This window comes from Shewanella sp. c952 (assembly GCF_019654975.1).
Classification (GTDB): Bacteria; Pseudomonadota; Gammaproteobacteria; order Enterobacterales; family Shewanellaceae; genus Shewanella.
On record NZ_BPEW01000054.1, the window covers coordinates 1 to 21,284 of the forward strand.

The 21,284-nt window shown below is 43.8% G+C and carries 14 protein-coding genes; 4 read left to right on the top strand and 10 right to left on the bottom strand.

Annotated features, from left to right (window positions below; all coding sequences use genetic code 11):
• The 3 genes from K5R16_RS20995 to K5R16_RS21005 all read right to left on the bottom strand — a co-directional run.
• Positions 1-443 (bottom strand): TIR domain-containing protein (locus K5R16_RS20995; protein WP_220740229.1); only part of this gene is annotated, 443 nt, incomplete at its 3' end.
• 21 nt (positions 444-464) lie between these two features.
• Positions 465-1,169, bottom strand: coding sequence for a toll/interleukin-1 receptor domain-containing protein (locus K5R16_RS21000; RefSeq protein ID WP_220740231.1), 705 nt, complete (start codon positions 1,167-1,169; stop codon positions 465-467).
• Between the two features lie 115 nt (positions 1,170-1,284).
• Positions 1,285-2,028 carry a toll/interleukin-1 receptor domain-containing protein gene (locus K5R16_RS21005; protein WP_220740233.1) on the bottom strand — a complete coding sequence of 248 codons (744 nt, stop codon included), beginning with the start codon at positions 2,026-2,028 and terminating at the stop codon, positions 1,285-1,287.
• Between the two features lie 1,320 nt (positions 2,029-3,348).
• Between K5R16_RS21005 and gndA the strand changes: the two genes are divergently transcribed.
• The gene (gndA, locus tag K5R16_RS21010; RefSeq protein WP_220740235.1) at positions 3,349-4,899 is read left to right on the top strand and encodes an NADP-dependent phosphogluconate dehydrogenase; all 1,551 of its coding nucleotides are present in this window, start codon (positions 3,349-3,351) and stop codon (positions 4,897-4,899) included.
• Between the two features lie 383 nt (positions 4,900-5,282).
• On the opposite strand, the gene K5R16_RS21015 is transcribed toward gndA, so the two are convergent.
• The 3 genes from K5R16_RS21015 to K5R16_RS21025 all read right to left on the bottom strand — a co-directional run bounded on the left by K5R16_RS21015 (position 5,283) and on the right by K5R16_RS21025 (position 9,321).
• Complete coding sequence (locus K5R16_RS21015) at positions 5,283-7,520, bottom strand: acyl-CoA dehydrogenase (RefSeq protein ID WP_220740236.1); 2,238 nt, start codon at positions 7,518-7,520, stop codon at positions 5,283-5,285.
• A 361-nt stretch (positions 7,521-7,881) separates the two neighbouring features.
• Positions 7,882-8,337, bottom strand: a complete 456-nt coding sequence (locus K5R16_RS21020; RefSeq protein ID WP_220740238.1) for an OsmC family protein — start codon at positions 8,335-8,337, stop codon at positions 7,882-7,884.
• Between the two features lie 90 nt (positions 8,338-8,427).
• Entirely contained in the window at positions 8,428-9,321 is an 894-nt protein-coding gene (locus K5R16_RS21025) for an AraC family transcriptional regulator (RefSeq protein WP_220740240.1), read from the bottom strand.
• A 170-nt stretch (positions 9,322-9,491) separates the two neighbouring features.
• Between K5R16_RS21025 and K5R16_RS21030 the strand changes: the two genes are divergently transcribed.
• Positions 9,492-9,872, top strand: a complete 381-nt coding sequence (locus tag K5R16_RS21030) for a hypothetical protein (protein WP_220740242.1) — start codon at positions 9,492-9,494, stop codon at positions 9,870-9,872.
• A gap of 127 nt (positions 9,873-9,999) precedes the next feature.
• Here K5R16_RS21030 and K5R16_RS21035 read toward each other — a convergent pair whose 3' ends face one another.
• From K5R16_RS21035 to K5R16_RS21050, 4 genes are all read right to left on the bottom strand, one after another.
• Positions 10,000-10,494, bottom strand: coding sequence for a hypothetical protein (locus tag K5R16_RS21035; protein WP_220740244.1), 495 nt, complete (start codon positions 10,492-10,494; stop codon positions 10,000-10,002).
• 571 nt (positions 10,495-11,065) lie between these two features.
• Positions 11,066-11,398, bottom strand: coding sequence for a DUF3325 domain-containing protein (locus tag K5R16_RS21040; protein ID WP_220740245.1), 333 nt, complete (start codon positions 11,396-11,398; stop codon positions 11,066-11,068).
• Between the two features lie 5 nt (positions 11,399-11,403).
• Positions 11,404-13,038 carry a PepSY domain-containing protein gene (locus K5R16_RS21045; protein ID WP_220740247.1) on the bottom strand — a complete coding sequence of 545 codons (1,635 nt, stop codon included), beginning with the start codon at positions 13,036-13,038 and terminating at the stop codon, positions 11,404-11,406.
• A gap of 2 nt (positions 13,039-13,040) precedes the next feature.
• Complete coding sequence (locus K5R16_RS21050) at positions 13,041-13,340, bottom strand: hypothetical protein (protein ID WP_220740249.1); 300 nt, start codon at positions 13,338-13,340, stop codon at positions 13,041-13,043.
• Positions 13,341-13,744: 404 nt separating this feature from the next.
• Here K5R16_RS21050 and K5R16_RS21055 point away from each other — a divergent pair, with 404 nt between their 5' ends.
• Both K5R16_RS21055 and K5R16_RS21060 read left to right on the top strand, forming a co-directional pair.
• On the top strand, positions 13,745-16,669 hold the full coding sequence (locus K5R16_RS21055; protein WP_220740251.1) for a TonB-dependent receptor: 2,925 nt from the start codon (positions 13,745-13,747) through the stop codon (positions 16,667-16,669).
• 105 nt (positions 16,670-16,774) lie between these two features.
• Complete coding sequence (locus K5R16_RS21060) at positions 16,775-21,109, top strand: alpha-1,6-glucosidase domain-containing protein (RefSeq protein WP_220740253.1); 4,335 nt, start codon at positions 16,775-16,777, stop codon at positions 21,107-21,109.
• Positions 21,110-21,284 lie beyond the last annotated feature (175 nt).

Here is a 21,284-nt window from a genome sequence, read left to right on the forward strand (position 1 = left end):
AGATAATGGTAATTTTCTTTATCATTATGCATGCTGTAATTTTGAATCGCATGCGCAACAATTTTTGGTGAAAAAGGAACAAAGATAGCGCCAATATCTCGTACGATTGGAGGACAAGTTTCCTTCACCATATACCGAGAGCCATCTAAATTTACCCCTATTATTGTGCAACCTTTTTCAATAGCAACTTCAGCTTCCCATCGAACATATTTATGTCTGCTCTTCGTGTCATTACCTATTAGCATCACATACTTTCCCGCCATATTTATACGTTCACGACATTTTCTCTTAATGTATGCTTCATTTTGTGAATTCAATGCTGTATTTAATTGGCAATCTACAAAGTTAAAGTCAATATTACTATTCGCTTTCCATGCTTGCATTAATCTGTAATTATGAATGTCGGTACTACTAAATCCAACAAATGTCCTTGATAAACCCACTTTATTCTCCGTAAATAAATTTTAGACTTCTTTTCGCTGCATTAAAGAGTTAAGCCTTCTCATATGAGCAATATAATCGTCTTCTTCTTTAAACACACTACATAGCCTGCTATCAGCTCCACGTGATTTGACTTTCTCCCATAGAAGATCTCTTTCTTCAATTGTTCCTACTATTTCTTCTATAATAGGTCTTTGGTCATAGGAGCTATAACAGTTTGATACTAATATACTTCCTTCAGGAAACTGAAATATTGATTTCTTCGACAATTTTCCTGAATATATTGCTTTTGCAATAGACTCTTTCCTGCCTACTTTAGTGATTGCCGATAATATTTGTTCCTTAACTTCTTTTAAACCAGTTTTGGTATTTGCGGCTATACGCCCAGCAATTAAAGGAGAGTATTCACGTATTTCTTCTAGATCAATGTTGTGCCATACAGGTAGTATTACTTTCTCGCCACCAATCTCTCGCGAAAATAAACCATCAAGTTCAGATTTAGGCCACCCTTTAGAAAAAAAGTCGTGAGTAAGAATGACGATTCCAAATTGTGATCGAGTTAAGCCCTCATCAATTTTTTCCCTAAGACTATCACCTACAAATAATTCAGTTTTATCTAACCAAACTTTGAAACCTTCAGCCATTAATAACTGAGCTAGGGGGATAGCAACTTCTTCTTTATCTTCAGAAGCATGAGAAATAAATACATCCCATGTAATTTGGCTCATTGTGATTCGTTCTCCATAATTGATGATACGTATAACGCCTTGCTAAGCGGATAAAAATGGTTGGTTAAAATCGCGAAGCGATAACCAACTGTTTTTATTCCGTTTAAGCAACTTGTTATGCATCTATTATTCCGTGACTAACTAGATAATCATATCCATCACTAGTGACCGAATAATTATTATTTACATCAGACGTAACAAGTCCCTCTGATTCAGCTTGACTCAAATAGCGTTCTAACTTTAACCGATGCACGTCACTATAACCGTTAATTTGCCCAATGCTTAATTTATCATATGGACTCTTTTCAAACGCTTTAGCTAAAACAGCCATTGATGCTTTAACACCATCTGCGGTTCGATCTGGCTTAGCCCCCTGCAATGGCTTAAATGGGTTTGTTCCTATTTCAGGTTTTTCGTACAAGGGGGCATCAAGAAGAGCTCTCAACAACTCATCAAGTGAATATTCAACCTCTGAGTCATTAGAAAAATTTATATAAAGCTTTGATCGTAAGAAAGTAGGAAGAATTGGTGAAGCTGACTGTCGAACTACAGGAATAATTATATTGCTATCAATTCTTTGTAGCAATGAGGCTGTTACTATCATTTTCTCGTAACCAACACCTCCTTTACCTGCATTCGCTTTCGAGACATAAGTTTCTGAACACACAATAATCACGTAATCACATTTATCTAATTCAGTTTCCATGAAGTGTGGTAAATCATCCCCAGGTCTTAAATCCCACTGATCGAGAACAGCATCAATTCCACGATTTCGTAGAGTGGTAGCAAAGTCTAAAACCCAACTTTTGTGTTCGGCAGAGTCATGTGAATAAGAAATAAATACTCTAGGTGGTGTCATTTAATTAAATACTCCTCAGAAATTTGGATTTGATGCATAACATTTGTATACACGCCTTGCGCGTTTATCAGGTTAGACCAGTCAAGGCGTATGCACTTAATCGTCTGACTTATCACCATTTAAAACGATTAGTCCAAACACACCTTCTGGAAAAACGAGAATGCACACTTTGTTTGCCTCGTATCTCCTGCAAACCGAGCAAGCGCGTTTTTAGTTACTTGAATTTACTCTTCTTTTTATTTTCGCTCAATAGTAAACCGCGAACTGATTGCGCATAATTTGGTGATTAACCACACAAAACCAATAATACTGTATAAAAACACATACACTGCTCTTTCCGACTGATGAGAAAAAGTATTACAAATAGGTTATTGCTGTATTGGACTAATTGCTGGTGTAAACTCATTTTGGGGCAAAAGTTAGTTTCAAAAACTTACAGAACACACAACTCCCCATCGGAGTTGCCGAAGTACGTTGAAGACTCTTTATAAGCCAAAGCCCGTAATGCCGACACGGTCTTTCTCGTGCATCCATGCACTTCAAGACATTCAGGCATCCAGCCTATCAGACGTGGGTATAGCTTTCGCGGGACAGGCCGTTTTTGGGCATCTGACCCATATGGATATGGGAAATGTCTATATGATGTCGGGAACATTATTGACCATGTCATCACGGCATTCGTAAATCCATTTACATCAGATGTCCCATCGGAAGCGTTAGGCTATTTTGAATAAGTGCGAGGGAGACAACTTCGTCGGGGCGGCAGGGGTGCTCCAAGAGGTTATTGCTGTTGATCCCCTTTTGGCCGAGTGTGGGCGAAGCGCCACGACTTAGGTCAAGCGAAGCTTGATAAATAATAGAGGGCTAAGCAACTTTGGCGCATTTCCGAATTAGCAGCCGAACAGTTACGGTCTGATATAGACATCAAATACCTAGTATAGGTAAGGTAAAGACCGTCGAAATCAAAGATGCTTTCGCTGGCCTACATGGACGAACTAGAGGTTAGCCTAAGCAGTATCTGCATATTCATGGAATGACGACATCTCAACATCCTGCCTAGCACTTACAGCAGTAACAGATGATTCGATTCAGCTATATACAAGGCTCAATACCGCTGGCTATTTCTTGGTGAGGATTCACTGTTCTTTATATAGAACAAGCTAGTAAAAGTTAAGTGGCAACTCGTGACAAAGCTAGTAATTTAGTTACCAAAGTCTGTATAATCCGCAACAAAATAAAACCTATCCTGTCAGCAAAGTCTTTTGAATTTACGACTAAAATAGATAGGAAATTCTCTGTGACCTGCGGAATAACACTTAAATGAATAATCAAACCGAGCTTTATGATATTGGCGTTGTAGGCCTTGGCGTAATGGGTAAGAACCTTGCGCTTAATATAGCTGATAACCAATATAGAGTTGCTGCATTCGACCTCGATGCTGACAAGGTACAAGGGGTTGTTCGCCAAGAAGAATTAGAACGTATTAAGTATCTAAATAATACAGCTGATGCGCGTATCAATGGCTGTAATAATATTTCTGAAATGTTATCTAAATTAGAGAAACCGCGTGTAGTGCTATTGTCCGTGCCAGCAGGCGCGCCCGTTGATGGTGTGTGCAAGTCGCTTATCGAAGCGGGTATCGAAGCTGATGATATTGTTATCGATACGGGTAATAGTCTTTGGACTGATACGGTTGAGCGAGAAAAGCGTTACACCAATGATTTCTTGTTTTTTAGCTGCGCCGTTTCTGGCGGTGAAGTGGGAGCCCGTTTTGGCCCCTCTTTGATGCCGAGTGGCAGCTTAACAGCTTGGAATCGCATCGAACCCATCTGGCAAGCGATTGCCGCTAAGGTTGACGCCAAAACAGGTTTGCCTATTGAGCGCTTTGAGCCCGGTAACCCAGTCAAAGAGGGTGAACCTTGCACCACTTACATTGGCCCATCAGGTTCAGGTCATTACGTAAAAATGGTACATAACGGTATCGAATACGCCGATATGCAGCTTATTTGTGAAGCCTACCAACTGCTACGCGATGGACTGGGTTACACACCAGCTCAAGTAGGCAAAGTGTTTGAGCGTTGGAACGCAGGCTCGCTTAATAGCTATTTAATGGAGATTAGTGCTGATGTATTACAGCAAGCCGACCCATTAACTGGTGCGCCGCTTGTGGATATGATCCTCGATAAAGCCGGGCAAAAGGGCACTGGACTGTGGACTGCAGTGAGCAGTTTACAAATTGGTTGCCCAGCTCCTACTATTGCTGAAGCCGTTTATGCCCGAGCTGTCAGTACCCAAAAATCTCAGCGACAAACGCTGAGTCAACAACTTGCTGGCCCAACAGGCATTTCAATTGCGAGCCTTAATAATGGCGATGAACAGGCATTTATTGCTCAGTTAGAAAACGCTTTATACTGCGCTAAAGTGTCCTGTTATGCCCAAGGCTTCCAGTTGATGGCGATGCAAGCCAAAGAGCAAAACTGGCAGTTAGATTTTGCTGAAATAGCTAAAATATGGCGTGCCGGATGTATTATTCGTGCCACTTTCCTACAGTCGATTACTCAGGCTTACCAGCAAGATGCAGCGCTTGAGAATCTGTTGATGGCGGAAACATTTGCCGAGGCATTATCTGAAAAACAAACCGATTGGCGTTATGCGGTATCTGCCGCGGTGATGAGCGGTATTCCTGCGCCATGTATCAGTTCGGCACTGGCTTATTACGATAGTTACCGCTGCGAACGGTTGCCTGCGAGCTTGTTACAGGGTCAACGTGACTTCTTTGGTGCGCATACCTTCGAGCGCACCGATAAGCCTGCTGGTGAGAAATATCACCTGAACTGGAGTAGTGAGTCGCGGACTTTAGATAAGGTGTAGGATTCATTGATGCATTGATGCATTGATGCATTGATGCATTGATGCATTGATACATAGATAAAAATGGCCGTTTTGTGTAAACAAAACGGCCATTTTCTATTTAAAGCTCCTTAAAAAGGCATATACCAATCGGCATAAGTAGTTGGTCTACTCAGAGTGTTTTTGGCGAACTAATTCAAGGCGGATAATTGCCATAATTGTTCCCTTTTGCCTTTATCCAACACTGAAGTAGGAAGCCCAAAACACTCCTTTCAGGCGAGTTTTAGCGGCTGTGATGCTGCGTTAATGAGCTTGAACGTAGAGCAACTATGTACTTCACTCACTGCCTTGCCTCAAAACCGCTAAACTCTCGTTGAGCGACCAAACCTTTATACCGATTGGTATTAGTTAGCAATTTTTAGGTCAGCTTTTTCTGTGATGAGATTCATATCAAAATCGAACTCGTCGACACGGATAGCACGCTCACGCTTCAGATTATAATCTTGCAGCAATTGATGTTCGCTATCGTTGATCACTTTAGCTTCAAGTGCAGCATCTAAGGTCAGCGAGAATCTAACACCTGGCTTAAAGGTGCGGGCTCTTATAGCTTTCTTCACCTTAGCAAGCAGTGGTAAACATTCCATCTTAGCTAGGTATGCTTGCTCGTTGATGTAGTTACCGTCGCCAGCCACTGGCTTAACAAGGTGGGTTAGGTGCTTTTTAAACTCAGTGTTTAGCTGGGCTTGTTCGGCTAACTCACGGACTAAGTCATCGTTGATCTTTGTCATCTTAGGTGAGTAAGTGACGGTGATTAAACGCATGAATTTGCGAGTTGCTGATGACGGGAAGTTATCTAAGAAGTCCAATAATGCTTTTTCTGCTTGGCAAAGTGACCAGCGAGTCGCGTAATGGAAGTAAGGCGCTGCTTCTGCTCTTTCGCTAGCGGATAGCTTTTGCTCATAGTAACGAATTGATGCCATTGCTGCGTATAGGTAGCTCATTACATCACCAAGACGTGCTGATAGCATCTCAGCTTGCTTCAACTTGCCGCCTAGCACGAGTAGTGAAAAATCGGCATAGACTGCTAACTTCGAGGCTAACTTATGAACCGATTGCTCATAAGGTTTCACTTCTGAAAGTGTTGAGCTTGCTGCTGAGGTGAATGGCAGTAACCCAAGCTTAAAGGCGCGTAAGCTGTTACCTACACTGTAACTTATGGTTTTGCGTAAAATGCCGTTGAACACTCTATCTGCTTGCTTTTCGTTAGAGTGAATAGACTCAACCATGTTTTGCAAGTACGGATGACAACGCATCACGCCTTGACCAAAAATCATCAGGTTACGGGTCAGAATATTCGCGCCTTCAACTGTGATAGCAATTGGCTGGGCAACATAGCCAGAGGCTAACGTGTTTTGAGGGCCATTTTGAATCGCTTTACCGGCTTGAATGTCCATTGCAGAGTCAAGAATGTCACGACCCAGTTCTGTCATATGGTATTTGGCAATTGCGGTCACAACCGAGGGCTTTAAGCCAAGGCCCAAGCCTTCAGTGGTAAGTACTCGCATTGCTTCTTGCAAATAAGTTTTACCTGCAATGTCAGCAAGCTTTTCTTGAATACCTTCAAACTTACCAATTGATAGACCAAACTGTTCACGCACTGCAGCATATTCAGCAGAAGACTTAAATGAACATTGGCTAACTGACACACCTAAAGCTGGCAGTGAAATACCGCGACCTGCACCTAGACATGCTACAAGCATTGCCCAGCCGCGACCGATATTTTTCTGGCCGCCAATAATAAAGTCCATCGGTATAAATACATTCTCGCCGCGAGTGGTACCGTTATAAAAACGAATGCCCATTGGATCATGACGATTACCTAACTCGACACCAGGATGTGCTCTTGGGATTAAGGCACAAGTGATGCCTAAGTTCTCTTTACCGCCAAGTAGGCCATTTGGATCTTCAACCTTAAAGGCCAGACCAAGTACACTCGCAATAGGAGCAAGAGTGATATAACGCTTATCCCAAGTCACGCTTAAACCTAAGACCTGCTCACCTTGATATTCGCCCATTGTCACGGTGCCAATATCAGGAATTCCGCCTGCATCTGAACCCGCTTCAGGGCTAGTTAAAGCAAAACAAGGGATCTCTTGACCGTTTGCTAAGCGCGGTAACCAGTAATCTTGTTGGGCTGAAGTACCATAATGCATTAACAGCTCGCCCGGACCGAGTGAATTAGGCACCATAACGGTAACAGCGACTGCTGAGCTTTTTGCTGCGATAGTCGCAACAATAGTGGAGTTGGCATAAGGGCTAAACTCTAGGCCGCCAAATGACTTTGGAATGATAAGAGAGAAGAATTTGTTTTCTTTAAGGAAGTTAAGAATGTTCTCTGGTAGATGTTTACTGCGCTGAATTTCAAAATCATCAACCATCTCTATCAATGTCTGTACTGGACCGTCGAGGAACGCTTGTTCGTCCGCAGACAAGGTTGCTACAGGAATATCGCGCAGAGCGGCAAAGTCAGGCACGCCTTGGTAAATTGAACCTTCTAACCACACATCGCCAGCGTCGAGTGCTTCTTGTTCAGTAGTAGAAATGCTCGGTAATACTTTTTTTAGTTTAGTTCTAATGCTCATTTTCGATGCTCGTCCGACCAGAAGTATGGTTCACATTACGTCACAAAATGAGCGATAGATCAAATTTTCAAACGATAAATTTAAACGCTTGTTTAGTTTTTTGAATGGCGATGAATATTAACTATAAAAATTTCATAAGCTTACGCGTGTACTCTGAAATTAATTTATTTTTTAGGCTTTTGAATTAACTAGCGAAAAGTCGCGTTTTTTTATGCGAATAGAATCGAACTAATGATGATAATTGCTAAATTAGGCTTTCTGACTGCAGGTGTTTTTCGCTTGAATAGGAGAGGTTGAATAATTGCAATACAAGCTAATTTTCTACTGGGAAAGTTAGCTTGTAGCGGGGTTATTCAGCTAACTATTTAGTCAGGATCTCAACAACGGTATCTGGATTAAGGCTATTGGCAATAAAGCAGTTTGCGTGAGATTTTTGATGAATTTTAGCGATAACATCTTCAGTCACTTCAACCCCTTCGGCAAAGGTTATTTGCGGCTTTAAAGTGATTCTATTGACGAACAGTTTACCCTGCTCATTTTTACCAAGTTCGGCTTCTGCATGGTCATGGTAGCTGACAACGGGCAGGCGCTTCAGGTGAGCGATGGTTAAAAATGTCAGCATATGACAGGAAGATAACGCAGCTAATAAGCTCTCTTCTGGATTAACAAAGGCACTGTTGCCACTATACTCAGGCGCAGATGACGCACTAACTTGTTGGCCGCTGCCAAATACAATGCTGTGATCGCGACAAAAACTAGCAGGCTCTGTAGCCGGTGTGTCTGCTGCTATCCAGCTAATATCTATATTAAAACTCATATTGTTTACTCGCAGCCAAAAGAGTGAAAGTAACCTCTTGTTTATTATGGGTCAACTTAACGACGGCTAAGCTGAATGAAATTAGTAGCGCTAAGCTAATGTATTGCTTTTACGACTGCTGCCAGGCCCATAGCCAAAGTAGCGTTTAAAGGCTTTCGCAAAAGAGACGTCGGTTTGATAGCCAACATCGAGCGCTGTTTTATAAACACTGTCGCCTGCGCGTAGTTGTTTCTGTGCTTGTGATAAGCGTAGTCTAGTTAAATACTCAAGCGGGGTCAGTTCAAGATAGGCTTTAAAGTAACTAGCAAAACTTGCCCGTGAATAGCCACCTATTTCGGCCATAGTGTTTACGGTCCAAGGCTGAGCTAAGTCGGTATTGATTGCATGCAGTACCTTATTCATTTTTGGATCTTGTAACGCTTTGAATAGACCAATACTGGTCTGCTCATCTAAGGATAGTTTTCTTATTAGATTTAAGAAAAAGACTTCACTTAACCGCGATAAAATCACCTCGTTGGCCAGTATTCCCAGTTTTGCTTCTTCAATAAGGCTTTGGACTATGCCAGCAAGTGCGCCTTGTTGCTGATGTTTATGGATCACCATACAGGCTGGCAGTTGATTGATCAGAGGGTGGCTTTTGTCTTCACAAAAATCAAAGTAACCGCATATTAAGCCTGTTTGATCGCTTGATCCGTGAGCCATTGGGTAGGCGATAAAGCTATCGATGCTAGCAGCTGTTTTTTCGTTATCACTGCTGCTGATAATATGGGGCGCATCATGGGGGAAAACCACTAAGTCACCAGCGGTTAATTCAAGGGCATTAATATCATCACAATATAAATACGCCTGACCTTGGCTAACTAAGTGAAAGCTCGCCAGTCCACTGCCGGAGGTGTCTGTACTCCAAGTGTTACAAAGTAAGGAGCGATGAAAAATCGTCGCGTTAAGGTGAAAACCTGCAAGTAAACTGTTGATATCAATCATTGATAACCATTTTATGTTGTAAGTTAAATTCTAGAAACTATGTATTAAGACGGCTTATTTAATAAGATTAGACGATCAGGCATAAAGCGCAGACCCTCAGGCATACTCTCTTTTTCTCTAGCTCGCTATTCTGGTGTTGTTAGTTCAAACACATCATTAAGGAATAGAAAATGAAAAAGTTCATCACTCAAATAATGCTAATGACAGCACTGGTGTTTAGCTTTGCAACGTCAGCAGCAACCCCGACTCAAAATGCCGACGGTGTGGTAGAAATTTACTTAGACCAACACGGTGGTTACTTCAGTGCCCAAGATACATTAGCGTCATTAAAACCGGGTAAGTACCAATTTATTATTACCAATAAGGCTGGTAAATTAGTTGGTTTTCAGCTGCAAAACTTCACTACTCATGAAGCGTTAGATATGTTCCCAATTGAACCCGGTAAAACACTTCGCAGTGATATCGTTGAAGTGACAGCAGAAGGCGTTCGCTTTAGATGCCCGATCAACCCAACTCCATGGTATGACATGGATGTGATTAAAGCTGGGTAAATCAGCATCACCCAATTAGCGGGTTGCTTCAGCTCTCAACAGACCGAGTGTTGAAGGGATTAATTTCTAATTGGATTGTATTGGGATAAAAAAAGCCGCTAATGCGGCTTTTTTGATGGGGTATGACCTAGCTATAGATATTGATAGTTTGAGTCGTTTCAACGTAGGTTTGCATGACCGCCTGCTGTTGTTGCTGAGCTTTGTTGTTAACGACGGCTTCACGTGCGTCATCATTATTAGATAAGTAATAAGCTGACGCTGGCGTTAGACTGCTGTTTCCAGTGGCTACGCCGACGATATCAGCATAAAGCTGGTACTGTGCCTTAGCTTTTTTGTAGTCAACATAATCCTCTACCTTTTCGCCTTCATTAGGCAGCTTGGGCTCTACAGGTAAAATGTCTGCTTCATTAGTTGCAGCAACTGTTTTTGCAGATGAGTTGTCTTTTGCTGCCAAGGCCATTGCGTTGGCTGAAAGGTTGACGGTATCGGGTTGTGCTGCGTGGCTAAGGGCGTTGCCTGAGCTTGGTTGTGTGTTCTGTTGCGCGTTATTTTGCGGACTTTTTTCCGAGTTTTGAACCGGGGACTGAGTAACAGTTTGGGTAAGGGGCTGTGATACTTGCATATAACCTCAGTCATCAAAAATATTTTAATATGCTGTATTCTAAGTGATTGAAACTGAATGTGAACTGAATCAATGGCGAACAGGTATTTTTACTAGGTTTAGCCGAGGGCGCTGTTAACAAAGCACTCTCTCAGTCAAGGCGTGTTTGCGGTGTAATATTTAGTTTAAAAATATGCCCAGCGACTCGTCATCGAAGGGCATATACCCGTTCTACTCGAATATGCTTGTTTCAGAGGCATTGTGCCTGTTCAATTCTAGGCGTACTAATGTGGAAATGGTTATTCCCTTTTAAGTGAGTGCAACAACGAAGTGGGCAGGCACAAAGCCTTCTGCGATGGGCGCTTCTTATATAAAAAGCATGGGCTTTACTCCGTGTTATTGATTTTACCAAGGGAACGACCATTAATGGCAATCAATGCCTCGCCTACATGGATGTAGGTGCTTAGGTTCAGCATGGAGCAAAGAACCTGTGATTAAAGCCCATTAAATTCCCACTGAATCCAGCATCTTCAGGTAGAACGGGTATATAATATTTTAAGCTAGCATTCGAGCTTAAGGCTATTGTGGCAACTTAAAGTGCAGATGGGATGAGCAAAAGTATCGTACTGACAATTGCACTTAATCCCATAGCATAAGGCATAAACTGAGCGCGGTAGCTTAAAGTTATCACTACCAACAACCCCGCAACTGCCAATAGGCCAAAATAGATAATACTGCCGTACGCAAAACCTTGTAGCAACGTGCAACCCCAATAGGTTAACGCTAGGCCAAACCAACCTGTTATTGATAAAACTCTACTGCGCTTATCACTCGGGGCAAAGCCTAAGGCTTCTCTATGATGAGAGAACATAGCCAGAGCTAATAGACTAAATGCGATGTAACTGAATCCTAGTAAACTCAACATAGCCGTTATGCCTCTTTATTCATTGCAGATCTGCCTAGAGGTAAATGAGACATTGAATCATTATGTTGCGGCTTTACAGGCTGTTTTTGTTGCTGAGCAAGCCTGCTACGGGCAAACAGTATGCACAGTCCAATTATGCTGCAAATGATGTCAAATCCTGCTAGTGACCATTGTCCTTGGCTCATATTATTGAGCAGATTGCTATCTGAGGTTAAGGCATTGAGCAGCGGAATGGCGATTAAGCTCAGCCCCGATAGCGCTAATACTGCGCGCCAAACTGACAATGTACGCTTGAAGCAAGCGATAACACCAAGAATCGCCAGCACCAAGAAAAAGCTGTTGGCTTCCCATTGCGCGCGATTAACCATATCAAGGGGGAGTAATCGATTAGCATAGAAAAACGCACTCGCCGCCAGTGGTAAACCGGCGATAAAGGTGAGGTTTAATCCTTCAACTAACCGCAGCCCAAATGTGGCTTTATTGCCTTGCTTTAACTGTTTTTGTTGCTTTTGGCGAATTTTATTGGCCCACAATAGCGTGCCGGTGGCAATCATGGCGCAGCCCATGATCCCGGAGATAAAGAAAAGTAACCGTAAAGCTGGGCCAGAAAAGCGGCCGGTGTGCAGGGCGATTAAGGTGTCGTGGGTGTTTTGTGCACCAGAATCAGGCTCTACGCCGCTGTTGAGCAATTTGCCATCTACCGCATCAAACACAATGGCGGTTCTTCTGTCAGTTACCATTTCGCCGGTATCTTTGTAAATATTAACTCTGCTGTTTCGGTCTCCAGGGTTATTAATAACCACTTGCCTAATGGGCATGTCACCAAGAATTTGCTGGATTTGGGGCAGTAAAGAGCTTAGTTGCACCATGTCTGCAGTTTCGCCAATCGGTTTAACTTGTACGCGACTTGGTCTTAACTCTTTACGAAAGGCTTGTGAGTCACCATCGTATGCTGTAATTACAGCCCAAGGCATGTACATCGCCATTAAGGTGACCAGACCTGTGTAGGTGATCATCAAATGGTAGGGTAGGGCAAGTACCGAGCTTACGTTGTGAGCATCAAGCCACGAGCGACTGCCTTTGTTGCGCCTAAAGCTGAAGAAATCTTTAAAAATGCGCTTGTGAATCACAATGCCACTGATTAAAGCAATCAACATAAACATGGTACAAAAACCGACAATCCAACGGGCAATTTTGGCTGGCATATAGTGCAGATCAAAATGCAATCGATAGAAAAAGTTACCGCCCTTTGTTTGGCGAACATCGGTGATAAGTTGCTCTTGACCCTTTTGCACCAAATGCTCGATAAATTGGCCACGTCGTTGACCCGCTTCTGGCTGCGTTTGCCAGCTATAGCTTAGATAAGGTTTGCGGTCAGTAGGAAAGTTAATCCGCCAATCTCGAGCGCCATCCGCATGCTGAGCTAGGTAATGTTGAGCCTTGTTTAATTCAGGCTCTATGAGGCTCGCATCATAACTTTGAATAACATTTTTATGCAGTTCTGGTTTAGTCCAAAGGCTAATATCGTGCCGATAGTAGCTCAATGTCCCGGCAAAGAAAATTAACAGCAATACCCAACAGACAAGTAAACCAACCCAGGTGTGCAGCCAAGTCATGCTGCGAAAAAAGTTCTCTTTCATGGTTAGTTTATCAACCTAATCAACAGATAAAAAATACAGCTCAAACTGAGCAGATCTCGCCAAGCAACAAAATGATTCCTTACGCTGAACACCCAGATAATGGCTGTGGCATAAATTGAAAATGACAGCATCATTGCGGTCAAGGTGCTTTGAGCGGGCGCGAGAGGAATCACAATGGCTAGCAGACCCGACCCTGTCGCGGCCACTAGATAACCAGCAAATATAGCGGCAAGTAATCGAGAAACAATATTAAACGCTTGAGAGTCAATCAAAGGCTTAACATTAGAGTTTAGTGAGAACAAAGTGAATGCATCCGTATATTAGACGTAAGTTTAGAGGGTCTAAATTTATAAACTGGAGCAACATTCTACATTAATAAAGCTTATTGATAACTGTTTTTATTCGCGTTTGCATGTAAAGATTTAGAGCTTGCGATGCATGTCGCAAAAAATGGTTCCTCGTTAAAATCTACCCATGAAAATACATACTGTGATTGATAGTTTAATTGCATTTATTCAAATGCTTAAACGATTTTGCTTTTCTCTGGTTGTTATCTAAATGTTATGAATACGTATGCAGTGTGTTGTGGTTAAAATTCAACCTTGGCTAGTATGGCTGTTAAAAATAAGCCTAATGTCAGCTTAGTCTGAGTCGTATATGTAGACATTGGGTCACTAAAAAAGTCGCAAGACGAAGGGGAAAACCAATGTCACACTTTAAACCCAGTGTTCTTACATTAGCGCTAGCTGCTGCAGGGTTGGGAGGCGCTTTTTTTGTTCAGCCTCTGCAAGCAGCAGAAGATAAAAAAACACAAACCACAGTCGTGGCTGCTGAAGCCAGTAAAGCAGAAGCTGAAACTGATGAACCAGAGATTGAGCGCATTGAGGTGACGGGGTATAGCCGTAGTCTTATCGACTCGCTTAACCAAAAGCGTTATGGCGATACGGTATCTGAGCAGTTAAGTAGTGATGATTTAGGTTCGCTCCCTGATGTTTCTATGGCGGACGCATTGACGCGCCTACCTGGAATATCCGCGGTACGTACTGGCGGACAAGCTGCAGAAATTAATATTCGTGGTATGTCGGGCGGGTTTGTATTTTCAACACTGAACGGCCGTGAGCAGGTCTCAACCAGTGGCAGTCGCAGCATTGAGTTTGACCAATACCCTTCAGAGCTCATTACATCAGCCGCCGTTTACAAATCACCTAAAGCTTCGTTAATTGAAGGTGGTGTCGCCGGAACGGTCGAGCTTGCCACCGCTAGCCCATTGGCTATTGATAAGCAGCATAGCTTTGTTGCTAACGTGCGCGGCATGTACAACGATCGCGCCAGTGAGGTTTACGGCGCCGAGGACTATGGTCACCGCCTGAGCTTTTCTTATCAAGGTAAGTATTTTGACGACACCTTAGGTGTCGCATTGGGCTATGCCCGATTAGAGCAGCCCAGTGTAGCGACACAATTTATAGGTTTGGCTTATAACGATCTTAAAGATGTTGATGGGCTGGCAGATGATAGCAATGGACCACAAGGTACAGATGCTGCTAAAGAGTACATCAGTGAAGGCTTTGAAGTGCAGCACTTAGGTGGTGTTGAGACTCGAAATGGCTATATGGGCGCAATAGAATGGGCACCTAATGATACGTTTACCCTGAAGGCTGACGCTTTTGTGTCGCGTTTTGATAGCGAAGCATTTGCTCGAGGTTATCGAGTCAAGTTAGGCGGGCCTAACGCGGCGGTTGCTAACCCAGTGCTTGACGGTAATGCTGTTACCGGTGGTAACTTTAACCGCACCTCACAAAGCTATACTCGCGTTGAAATCGTCAACGATGATAACCAAGATTATGATGAAGTCGACAGCTTTGGCATTAACGGCACTTGGCAGGCTACCGACAGTTTGAGTGTTTCCGCCGATGTGTCTTACTCTGCGGCTAAAAGTGATTTCAGAAATGGTTTACTGTGGGCCAATGTCGCTGAAGATGCCACTTTAGACGCGCCAATTTTCGATGAAAATGTAGCGATTAATTACCAGTTAAACGGTTTAGACCTGCCTAACGTTGGCTTTAATCAAGCTGGAGCTTTTTCCGATATTGATAAGGTGATGGTCAGTAAGTATGGGATCTATCCTTTTGTCAATGAGGATGAAGTTAAAGCCTATCGGTTAGATTTTAAATATGAGCTAGATAACGACTACATTGCCTCGATTGAGTTTGGCGCACGCTACTCAGACAGAACCTACTCCAACGACCGTTCTGTATTTGAATATGGTAATGATGGCGCGTTTTCAGCGACTGAGCCGCCATTACGGTTAACTGATGACATGACCACAGTGGTAGATTGGGAGGGGGACTTCAACTACTTCCCGTCGTATTTAGCGATTGACTTAGATAAAGCGCTTGCTGCTTGGTTCCCTGATAGTACGCCACAACCGGTGCAAACTTGGGGCAATGCCGATGGGGTTGATGATGCAAAAGGCTATACCAGCAACTACTCGTGGTCGGTACTGCAAAGTGGCGAAGTTTACGAAAAAATCTTAGCTGCTTATGTGATGGTTAATTTTGACATGGAGCTTGGCGATCTACCGATTACCGGTAACTTAGGTTTGCGTCGTGTTGACACTGACCAGTCAGCGACCCTACTAGAGAACGTGAAAGGCGACCCTAGCTTAGGTGCTCAATATATTGTTGACGGTGTTGGTATTGTAAACAACTACTATGCGCCGACCATTAAAGGCATTGAATACACCGATTATCTACCATCACTGAACCTTAATTTTAAGGTGACGGATGACTCTCAAATCCGCTTTGCTGCGGCTAAAGTGATGTCTCGTCCACCGATTAACCGCTTAGCCGGTGATGCTAGTGCCAATGTTAGCGATGATGGGGTGATCAATGGTTCGAGCGAGAATAATCCTTTCTTAAAGCCGTTCTATGCCGATCAATATGATATCTCTTATGAGTATTACCTACCTGACGGCGCCATTGTCGCCGCACTGTTCTATAAAAATATCGACTCATTCATTGAAAAGTTAGCCATCGACGATTTTGACTTTGCTGGTAACGGTTTTAACGTGCCCGACAGCATCGAAGATCCTGTCAGTGGTGAGCAGATTGAAACCACTAATGGTGTTTACACGACAGCGGTAAACAACAATAAAGGCGGTTATATACGTGGTCTAGAGCTGGCATATACCCAAGTCTTTACTGCATTACCTGATGGCCTTAATGGTCTTGGGTTGAACTTAAGTTACTCCTACACTGAGAGTGAAGTCGAAACGACCACAACGCTTGGTGGTGATGAGCAAACGCAATCGCTGCCGGGTCTATCAAACAATGTAGCCAGTGCAACGCTGTTCTACTCCTATGAAGGCTTTGAAACACGTGTTAGTGCGCGCTATCGAGATGAGTTCGTTTCTGAACAAGTTGCGATTAATAATCAGGTCGTCAATTTCGCGGCAGAAACCGTGGTTGATTACCAAGCCTCATATCAAGTCAATGACGCAATAGGCGTGCTATTTCAAGTGAATAACCTCACCGATGAACCCACCAAAAGTTACTTTGGCAATGAAAGCCAAACCGGCACATTGCAGTACTTTGGCCGGGAGTTTTATCTGGGGATGACCTTCACGCTGTAGTGACAGTTGTAAAAAATTCAATCCAGGCAAGTCGTTGCATCAATCAGAAATAAAAAGACGCGGCTTGCTTAAATCAACGATTAAATAATTTAGGAGAAATCACTCATGTCGAGGATCTCTAATAATATCTCTCTTTTAGCACTGACTATCAGTGCGTTGAGTTTAGCGGGTTGTGGCGGAGATTCGTCAGAACCAGGTAGCGTATTACTTACTTGTAATGTGCCAATGGTGCCGGATGCCGCTGGCACCAGTTGTGTTGCTCCTGAACCCATTAGTTGCCCAGCTCCAACGGTTCCCGATGAAAACAATGAGCAGTGTATTGTTGGCGCAGACCCAACTTTACCCGCGCCGGTATTCACCCCTGCCGCCAATCAAGCCGTAGTGTATTACAACAATGTACAGGACGCTGACAACAGTCCAAGTGACCCCACTTATGATGGTTATCGGTTGCACACTTGGAACAACGATACTTGTGATGCCTATGCTGCACCGTTCGATAGCTCCGATTGGGCCGACGGACACCAGTTTGATGGTATCGATCCTAACTACGGTGCCTACTGGATTGTGAATTTGAAAGAGGGCTACAGCGACTGCGGTAACTTCATTATTCACATTGGCACAGAAGGCTCGGGCAAGGCGCTTGGTGATGGCGATTTAAGTATGCCGTTGATGCAAGATGATGAAACATTTGTGCGAATGAACTTTACCCTGCACGGCGAACCGTCGGTTTTTGAATATCCGATATTAAGCTTAGGCGTGCAGCCGTTATCGATAACTGGCATGAGTGCACACTGGCTTGATGCTGACACACTCATTTGGAATCAAGATGATGCCGATATCAGTAACTTTAAGCTGCATTACTCTCTGAATGCAGATATTAGCGTTGAAGCGGAACCTGACCGAATACTTAATAGTGAAACTGTTGCCTTAACCGCTGTTGAACTTAGCGATGCACAAAAAGCACTGATCCCGCATATGGCTGACTGGAAAGCTTACAGCACCAATCTAACCGCTGATGAAGCTAAAGCTATTGTCAAAGCACAATTGGTTGTCGCTGCCCATAACGGCGATGACGTGCCAGTGGCTGCGACCTTTGTGCAGGCCGCTAAGGTGCTAGATGCTCTTTACACGGCAGGAGAAACCGATGCCGATGAAGCTAAACTTGGGCTCGACTATAGTGATGGTAGTGTAACCGCTTCAGTGTGGGCGCCAACGGCTCAAGCGCTAAAACTTAATATCTACAACGCTGATAAGAGCTTAAATCGTAGCGAAGAGATGAGCTTTGATGCGATGACCGGGGTCTGGTCATTCAAAGGCGATATGAGCCTTGATAGGCTGTTTTACCGCTTTGAAGTGACGGTTTACCACCCTTTGACTAAACAGTTAGAGACCGTTGAAGCAACTGACCCATACTCGCTTAATGTGTCAACCAATGGGCGTTACAGCCAATTTGTTAATCTAAGCGATGATGATTTAAAGCCTGAAGGTTGGGACGACCATAGCGTCGCCACTATTAGTAACCCTGAAGATGCGGTGATCTATGAAGGCCATGTACGCGATTTTAGTATTCGTGATGAAAGTACCTCTAAAGCTAACCGCGGTAAGTATTTAGCTTTTACAGAACAGGGCACAGCGCCGGTTGAGCACCTTAAAAAGCTGGTGGCGAATGGTTTAACTCACTTCCACATGCTACCTGTTACTGATATCGCCAGTATCAACGAAGACAGTGCAGAGCGCATTGAGTTAACTGATACCTTAGGTATGTTGTGCGACAAAATTGATGATGCAGCAGATGCCTGTAGCACTCAAAATAAAGCCGCAACCATTGAGACAGTATTAGCAGGCAGCCTACCAGGCTCAGCTGACGCGCAGGCGATTGTTGAAGCCATGCGCGGCCTCGATGGCTTTAACTGGGGTTACGATCCACATCACTTTATCGCGCCAGAAGGCAGCTATGCCAGCTCAAGCGAAGGCACTGCACGAGTATTAGAGCTGCGAGCGATGAACAAAGCGCTGCATGATATGGGGTTAAGAGTGGTGCTTGATGTGGTTTATAACCATACCAGCTCATCGGGACTTTGGGACAACTCAGTGCTCGACAAGCTCGTACCGGGTTATTACCACCGTTATAACGAAGAGTCTGGCGTCATTGAGCGTTCAACTTGCTGTGAAAATACCGCGACCGAACATCGTATGATGGATAAATTTGTCAGTGACTCTATGGTGATTTTAGCTAAAGAGTACGGCTTTGACAGCTTTAGATTTGACGTGATGGGGCACATGCCTAAGCAGAGTATTCTCAATGCTCGCACTGCTGTACAAGCGGTCGATGCCGATAATTACTTCTATGGCGAAGGCTGGAACTTTGGCGAAGTCGCCGATAACCGATTATTTGAGCAAGCCACACAGGCCAATATGGCAGGCAGTGAAGTGGGTACCTTTAATGACCGTATTAGAGAAAGTGTCCGCGGCGGTAACCTGTTTAAAGTCGAAGCATCGGATGACGCGCTGCGTGACCAAGATACTTTACGTCTATCGATGGCCGGTAATCTTAAAAACTACATCCTTAAAGATTTCAATGGCAATTCGGCAAAGGGCAGCAGCTTTAGCTGGAATAGCCAGCCAACGGCTTACACTTTAGATCCTGCCGACAGTATTAACTATGTCTCTAAACATGATAACGAAACACTGTGGGATAATCTGCAATATAAAAATCCAATTGGAATGAGCTTAGATGAGCGTGTGCGGGTGCAGAATATCGCCGCGACATTGCCGTTACTCAGTCAAGGGATCCCATTCTTACAAATGGGCGGAGACCTACTAAGATCAAAATCAATGGACAGAAACAGTTATGACTCCGGAGACTGGTTTAACTGGGTTGATTTCACTAAAAATAGCCATAACTGGAACGTTGGTTTACCTCGAAAACAGGATAATGAAGCTAAGTGGCAGCAGATTGCTGGGATCTCGGCCAACCCTAATGCGGCTGCATCAATGTCTGAAATTGAGATGGCTTCTAATGTCTTTAACGAGTTCCTAAATATTCGTAGTCAGAGCCCATTATTTAGACTGACAACCGAAGCAGAGATCATAGAGCGTGTCGGTTTCCATAACGTTGGTAAGCGTCAAACTCAAGGTGTGATTGTGATGAGTATTGATGATGGCACAGACTTGGTTGACTTAGACCCTGCTATCGATGCGTTGGTCGTGATGGTCAATGCTAGTGCCAATGAGGTCAGCCACACTATACCGACAGCAACAGGCTTTGAGCTCCACCCAACATTAATGTCGTCGGTTGACTCTACTGTAACCGGGGCAAGCTTTAGCGCCGGAGAGGGGGAAGGTAGTTTTACCGTACCTGCTTATACCAGTGCCGTCTTTGTTAAAGCCCAGAGAGATGCACAAGGTGCTGGCCTGGCTGCTAACGCTACTGTTGGTGCACCAGATGTGGTGCCGTTTGGCAGCACCGAAGTCTTTGTGCGTGGTGGCATGAACGATTGGGGCGAAACTGACCAGTTAACTTACGTTGGAGATGGCGAGTACCGCATTGCGATTACTTTAGCGGCTGGCGACTATGAGTTTAAAGTTGCCTCGGCTGATTGGAGCAGCGTTGATTTTGGTGGGTTATCTGCTGAAGAGGCACAAGTTGAAGAGGGTGTCGATGAGCCATTAACTCGCTCTGGTGCAAACTTACATTTTACTGCGGCTATCGATGCGACCTATGTGTTCTCGTTTAATGCAGCTGATAAAGAGGCACCGATCCTTAAGGTCTACAACGAAGAGCCTTTTGTTGGTACAGAAGTGTTTGTTCGAGGAGCCATGAATGGTTGGGGCACCGACGATACGTTAACTTACATGGGCGCCGGTGTTTATCGCGCTGATATTTCATTAGCTGCCGGTAACCATGAGTTTAAGGTGGCATCAGATGATTGGTCGACAGTGGACTATGGTTCTGGAGAATCAGACGCTGCAGTTAGCATTGATGTGGCTGAGTTGTTAGCTGTTAGTGGCGCCAACATGACCTTTGAAGCAGGTGAAGCAACGACTTATGCGTTTATATTTGATGCATCAAATCGAGACGAGATCACCTTAACGGTGTTTAAAGCTGAGATGTTTGCTGGTAATACCGTTTACATTCGTGGTGGCATGAATGGCTGGGGTGAGGTTGATGCCTTTAGCTATCAAGGCATGTCTACCTACACTGTCGATATCGCGCTGGAGGTAGGTGATAATGAATTTAAGATTGCTACCGGCGATTGGTCTACAGTTGATTTAGGAGCTGCGGCTGAGCAGGAGAATGTATCGCTTGATATCGGACAAATTTTAGCTTCAAAAGGCGCGAATATGCATCTGAATATTACAGAAGCTGGGACTTATAAATTTACCGTAACAGGACCCGATCCAAAGTCACCACTATTCAGTGTCAGTAAAGTAAATTAACGCTAAGTGTTTGATGTGAAATAAGGCACTCGTTTATTTTAAATTTATTTGTCAAAAGCGTGATAAAAACCCAGCTAAAACTGGGTTTTTTGTCTAAATTAGTAGGAGGCAATTTTGATAACGAGCATGTGTTTTTTTTAGCGTTAGTCAGTAATTGCTCAATTCGCATATGTTT

Bases quoted from the DNA above. Each gene is read 5' to 3' on its own strand.
- K5R16_RS21015 (WP_220740236.1), bottom strand. From the start codon at position 7,520: ATGAGCATTAGAACTAAACTAAAAAAAGTATTACCGAGCATTTCTACT.
- K5R16_RS21025 (WP_220740240.1), bottom strand. From the start codon at position 9,321: ATGATTGATATCAACAGTTTACTTGCAGGTTTTCACCTTAACGCGACG.
- K5R16_RS21035 (WP_220740244.1), bottom strand. From the start codon at position 10,494: ATGCAAGTATCACAGCCCCTTACCCAAACTGTTACTCAGTCCCCGGTT.
- K5R16_RS21055 (WP_220740251.1), top strand. From the start codon at position 13,745: ATGTCACACTTTAAACCCAGTGTTCTTACATTAGCGCTAGCTGCTGCA.
- K5R16_RS21040 (WP_220740245.1), bottom strand. From the start codon at position 11,398: ATGTTGAGTTTACTAGGATTCAGTTACATCGCATTTAGTCTATTAGCT.
- K5R16_RS21000 (WP_220740231.1), bottom strand. From the start codon at position 1,169: ATGAGCCAAATTACATGGGATGTATTTATTTCTCATGCTTCTGAAGAT.
- K5R16_RS21020 (WP_220740238.1), bottom strand. From the start codon at position 8,337: ATGAGTTTTAATATAGATATTAGCTGGATAGCAGCAGACACACCGGCT.
- K5R16_RS21060 (WP_220740253.1), top strand. From the start codon at position 16,775: ATGTCGAGGATCTCTAATAATATCTCTCTTTTAGCACTGACTATCAGT.
- K5R16_RS21045 (WP_220740247.1), bottom strand. From the start codon at position 13,038: ATGAAAGAGAACTTTTTTCGCAGCATGACTTGGCTGCACACCTGGGTT.
- K5R16_RS21030 (WP_220740242.1), top strand. From the start codon at position 9,492: ATGAAAAAGTTCATCACTCAAATAATGCTAATGACAGCACTGGTGTTT.
- K5R16_RS21005 (WP_220740233.1), bottom strand. From the start codon at position 2,028: ATGACACCACCTAGAGTATTTATTTCTTATTCACATGACTCTGCCGAA.
- gndA (WP_220740235.1), top strand. From the start codon at position 3,349: ATGAATAATCAAACCGAGCTTTATGATATTGGCGTTGTAGGCCTTGGC.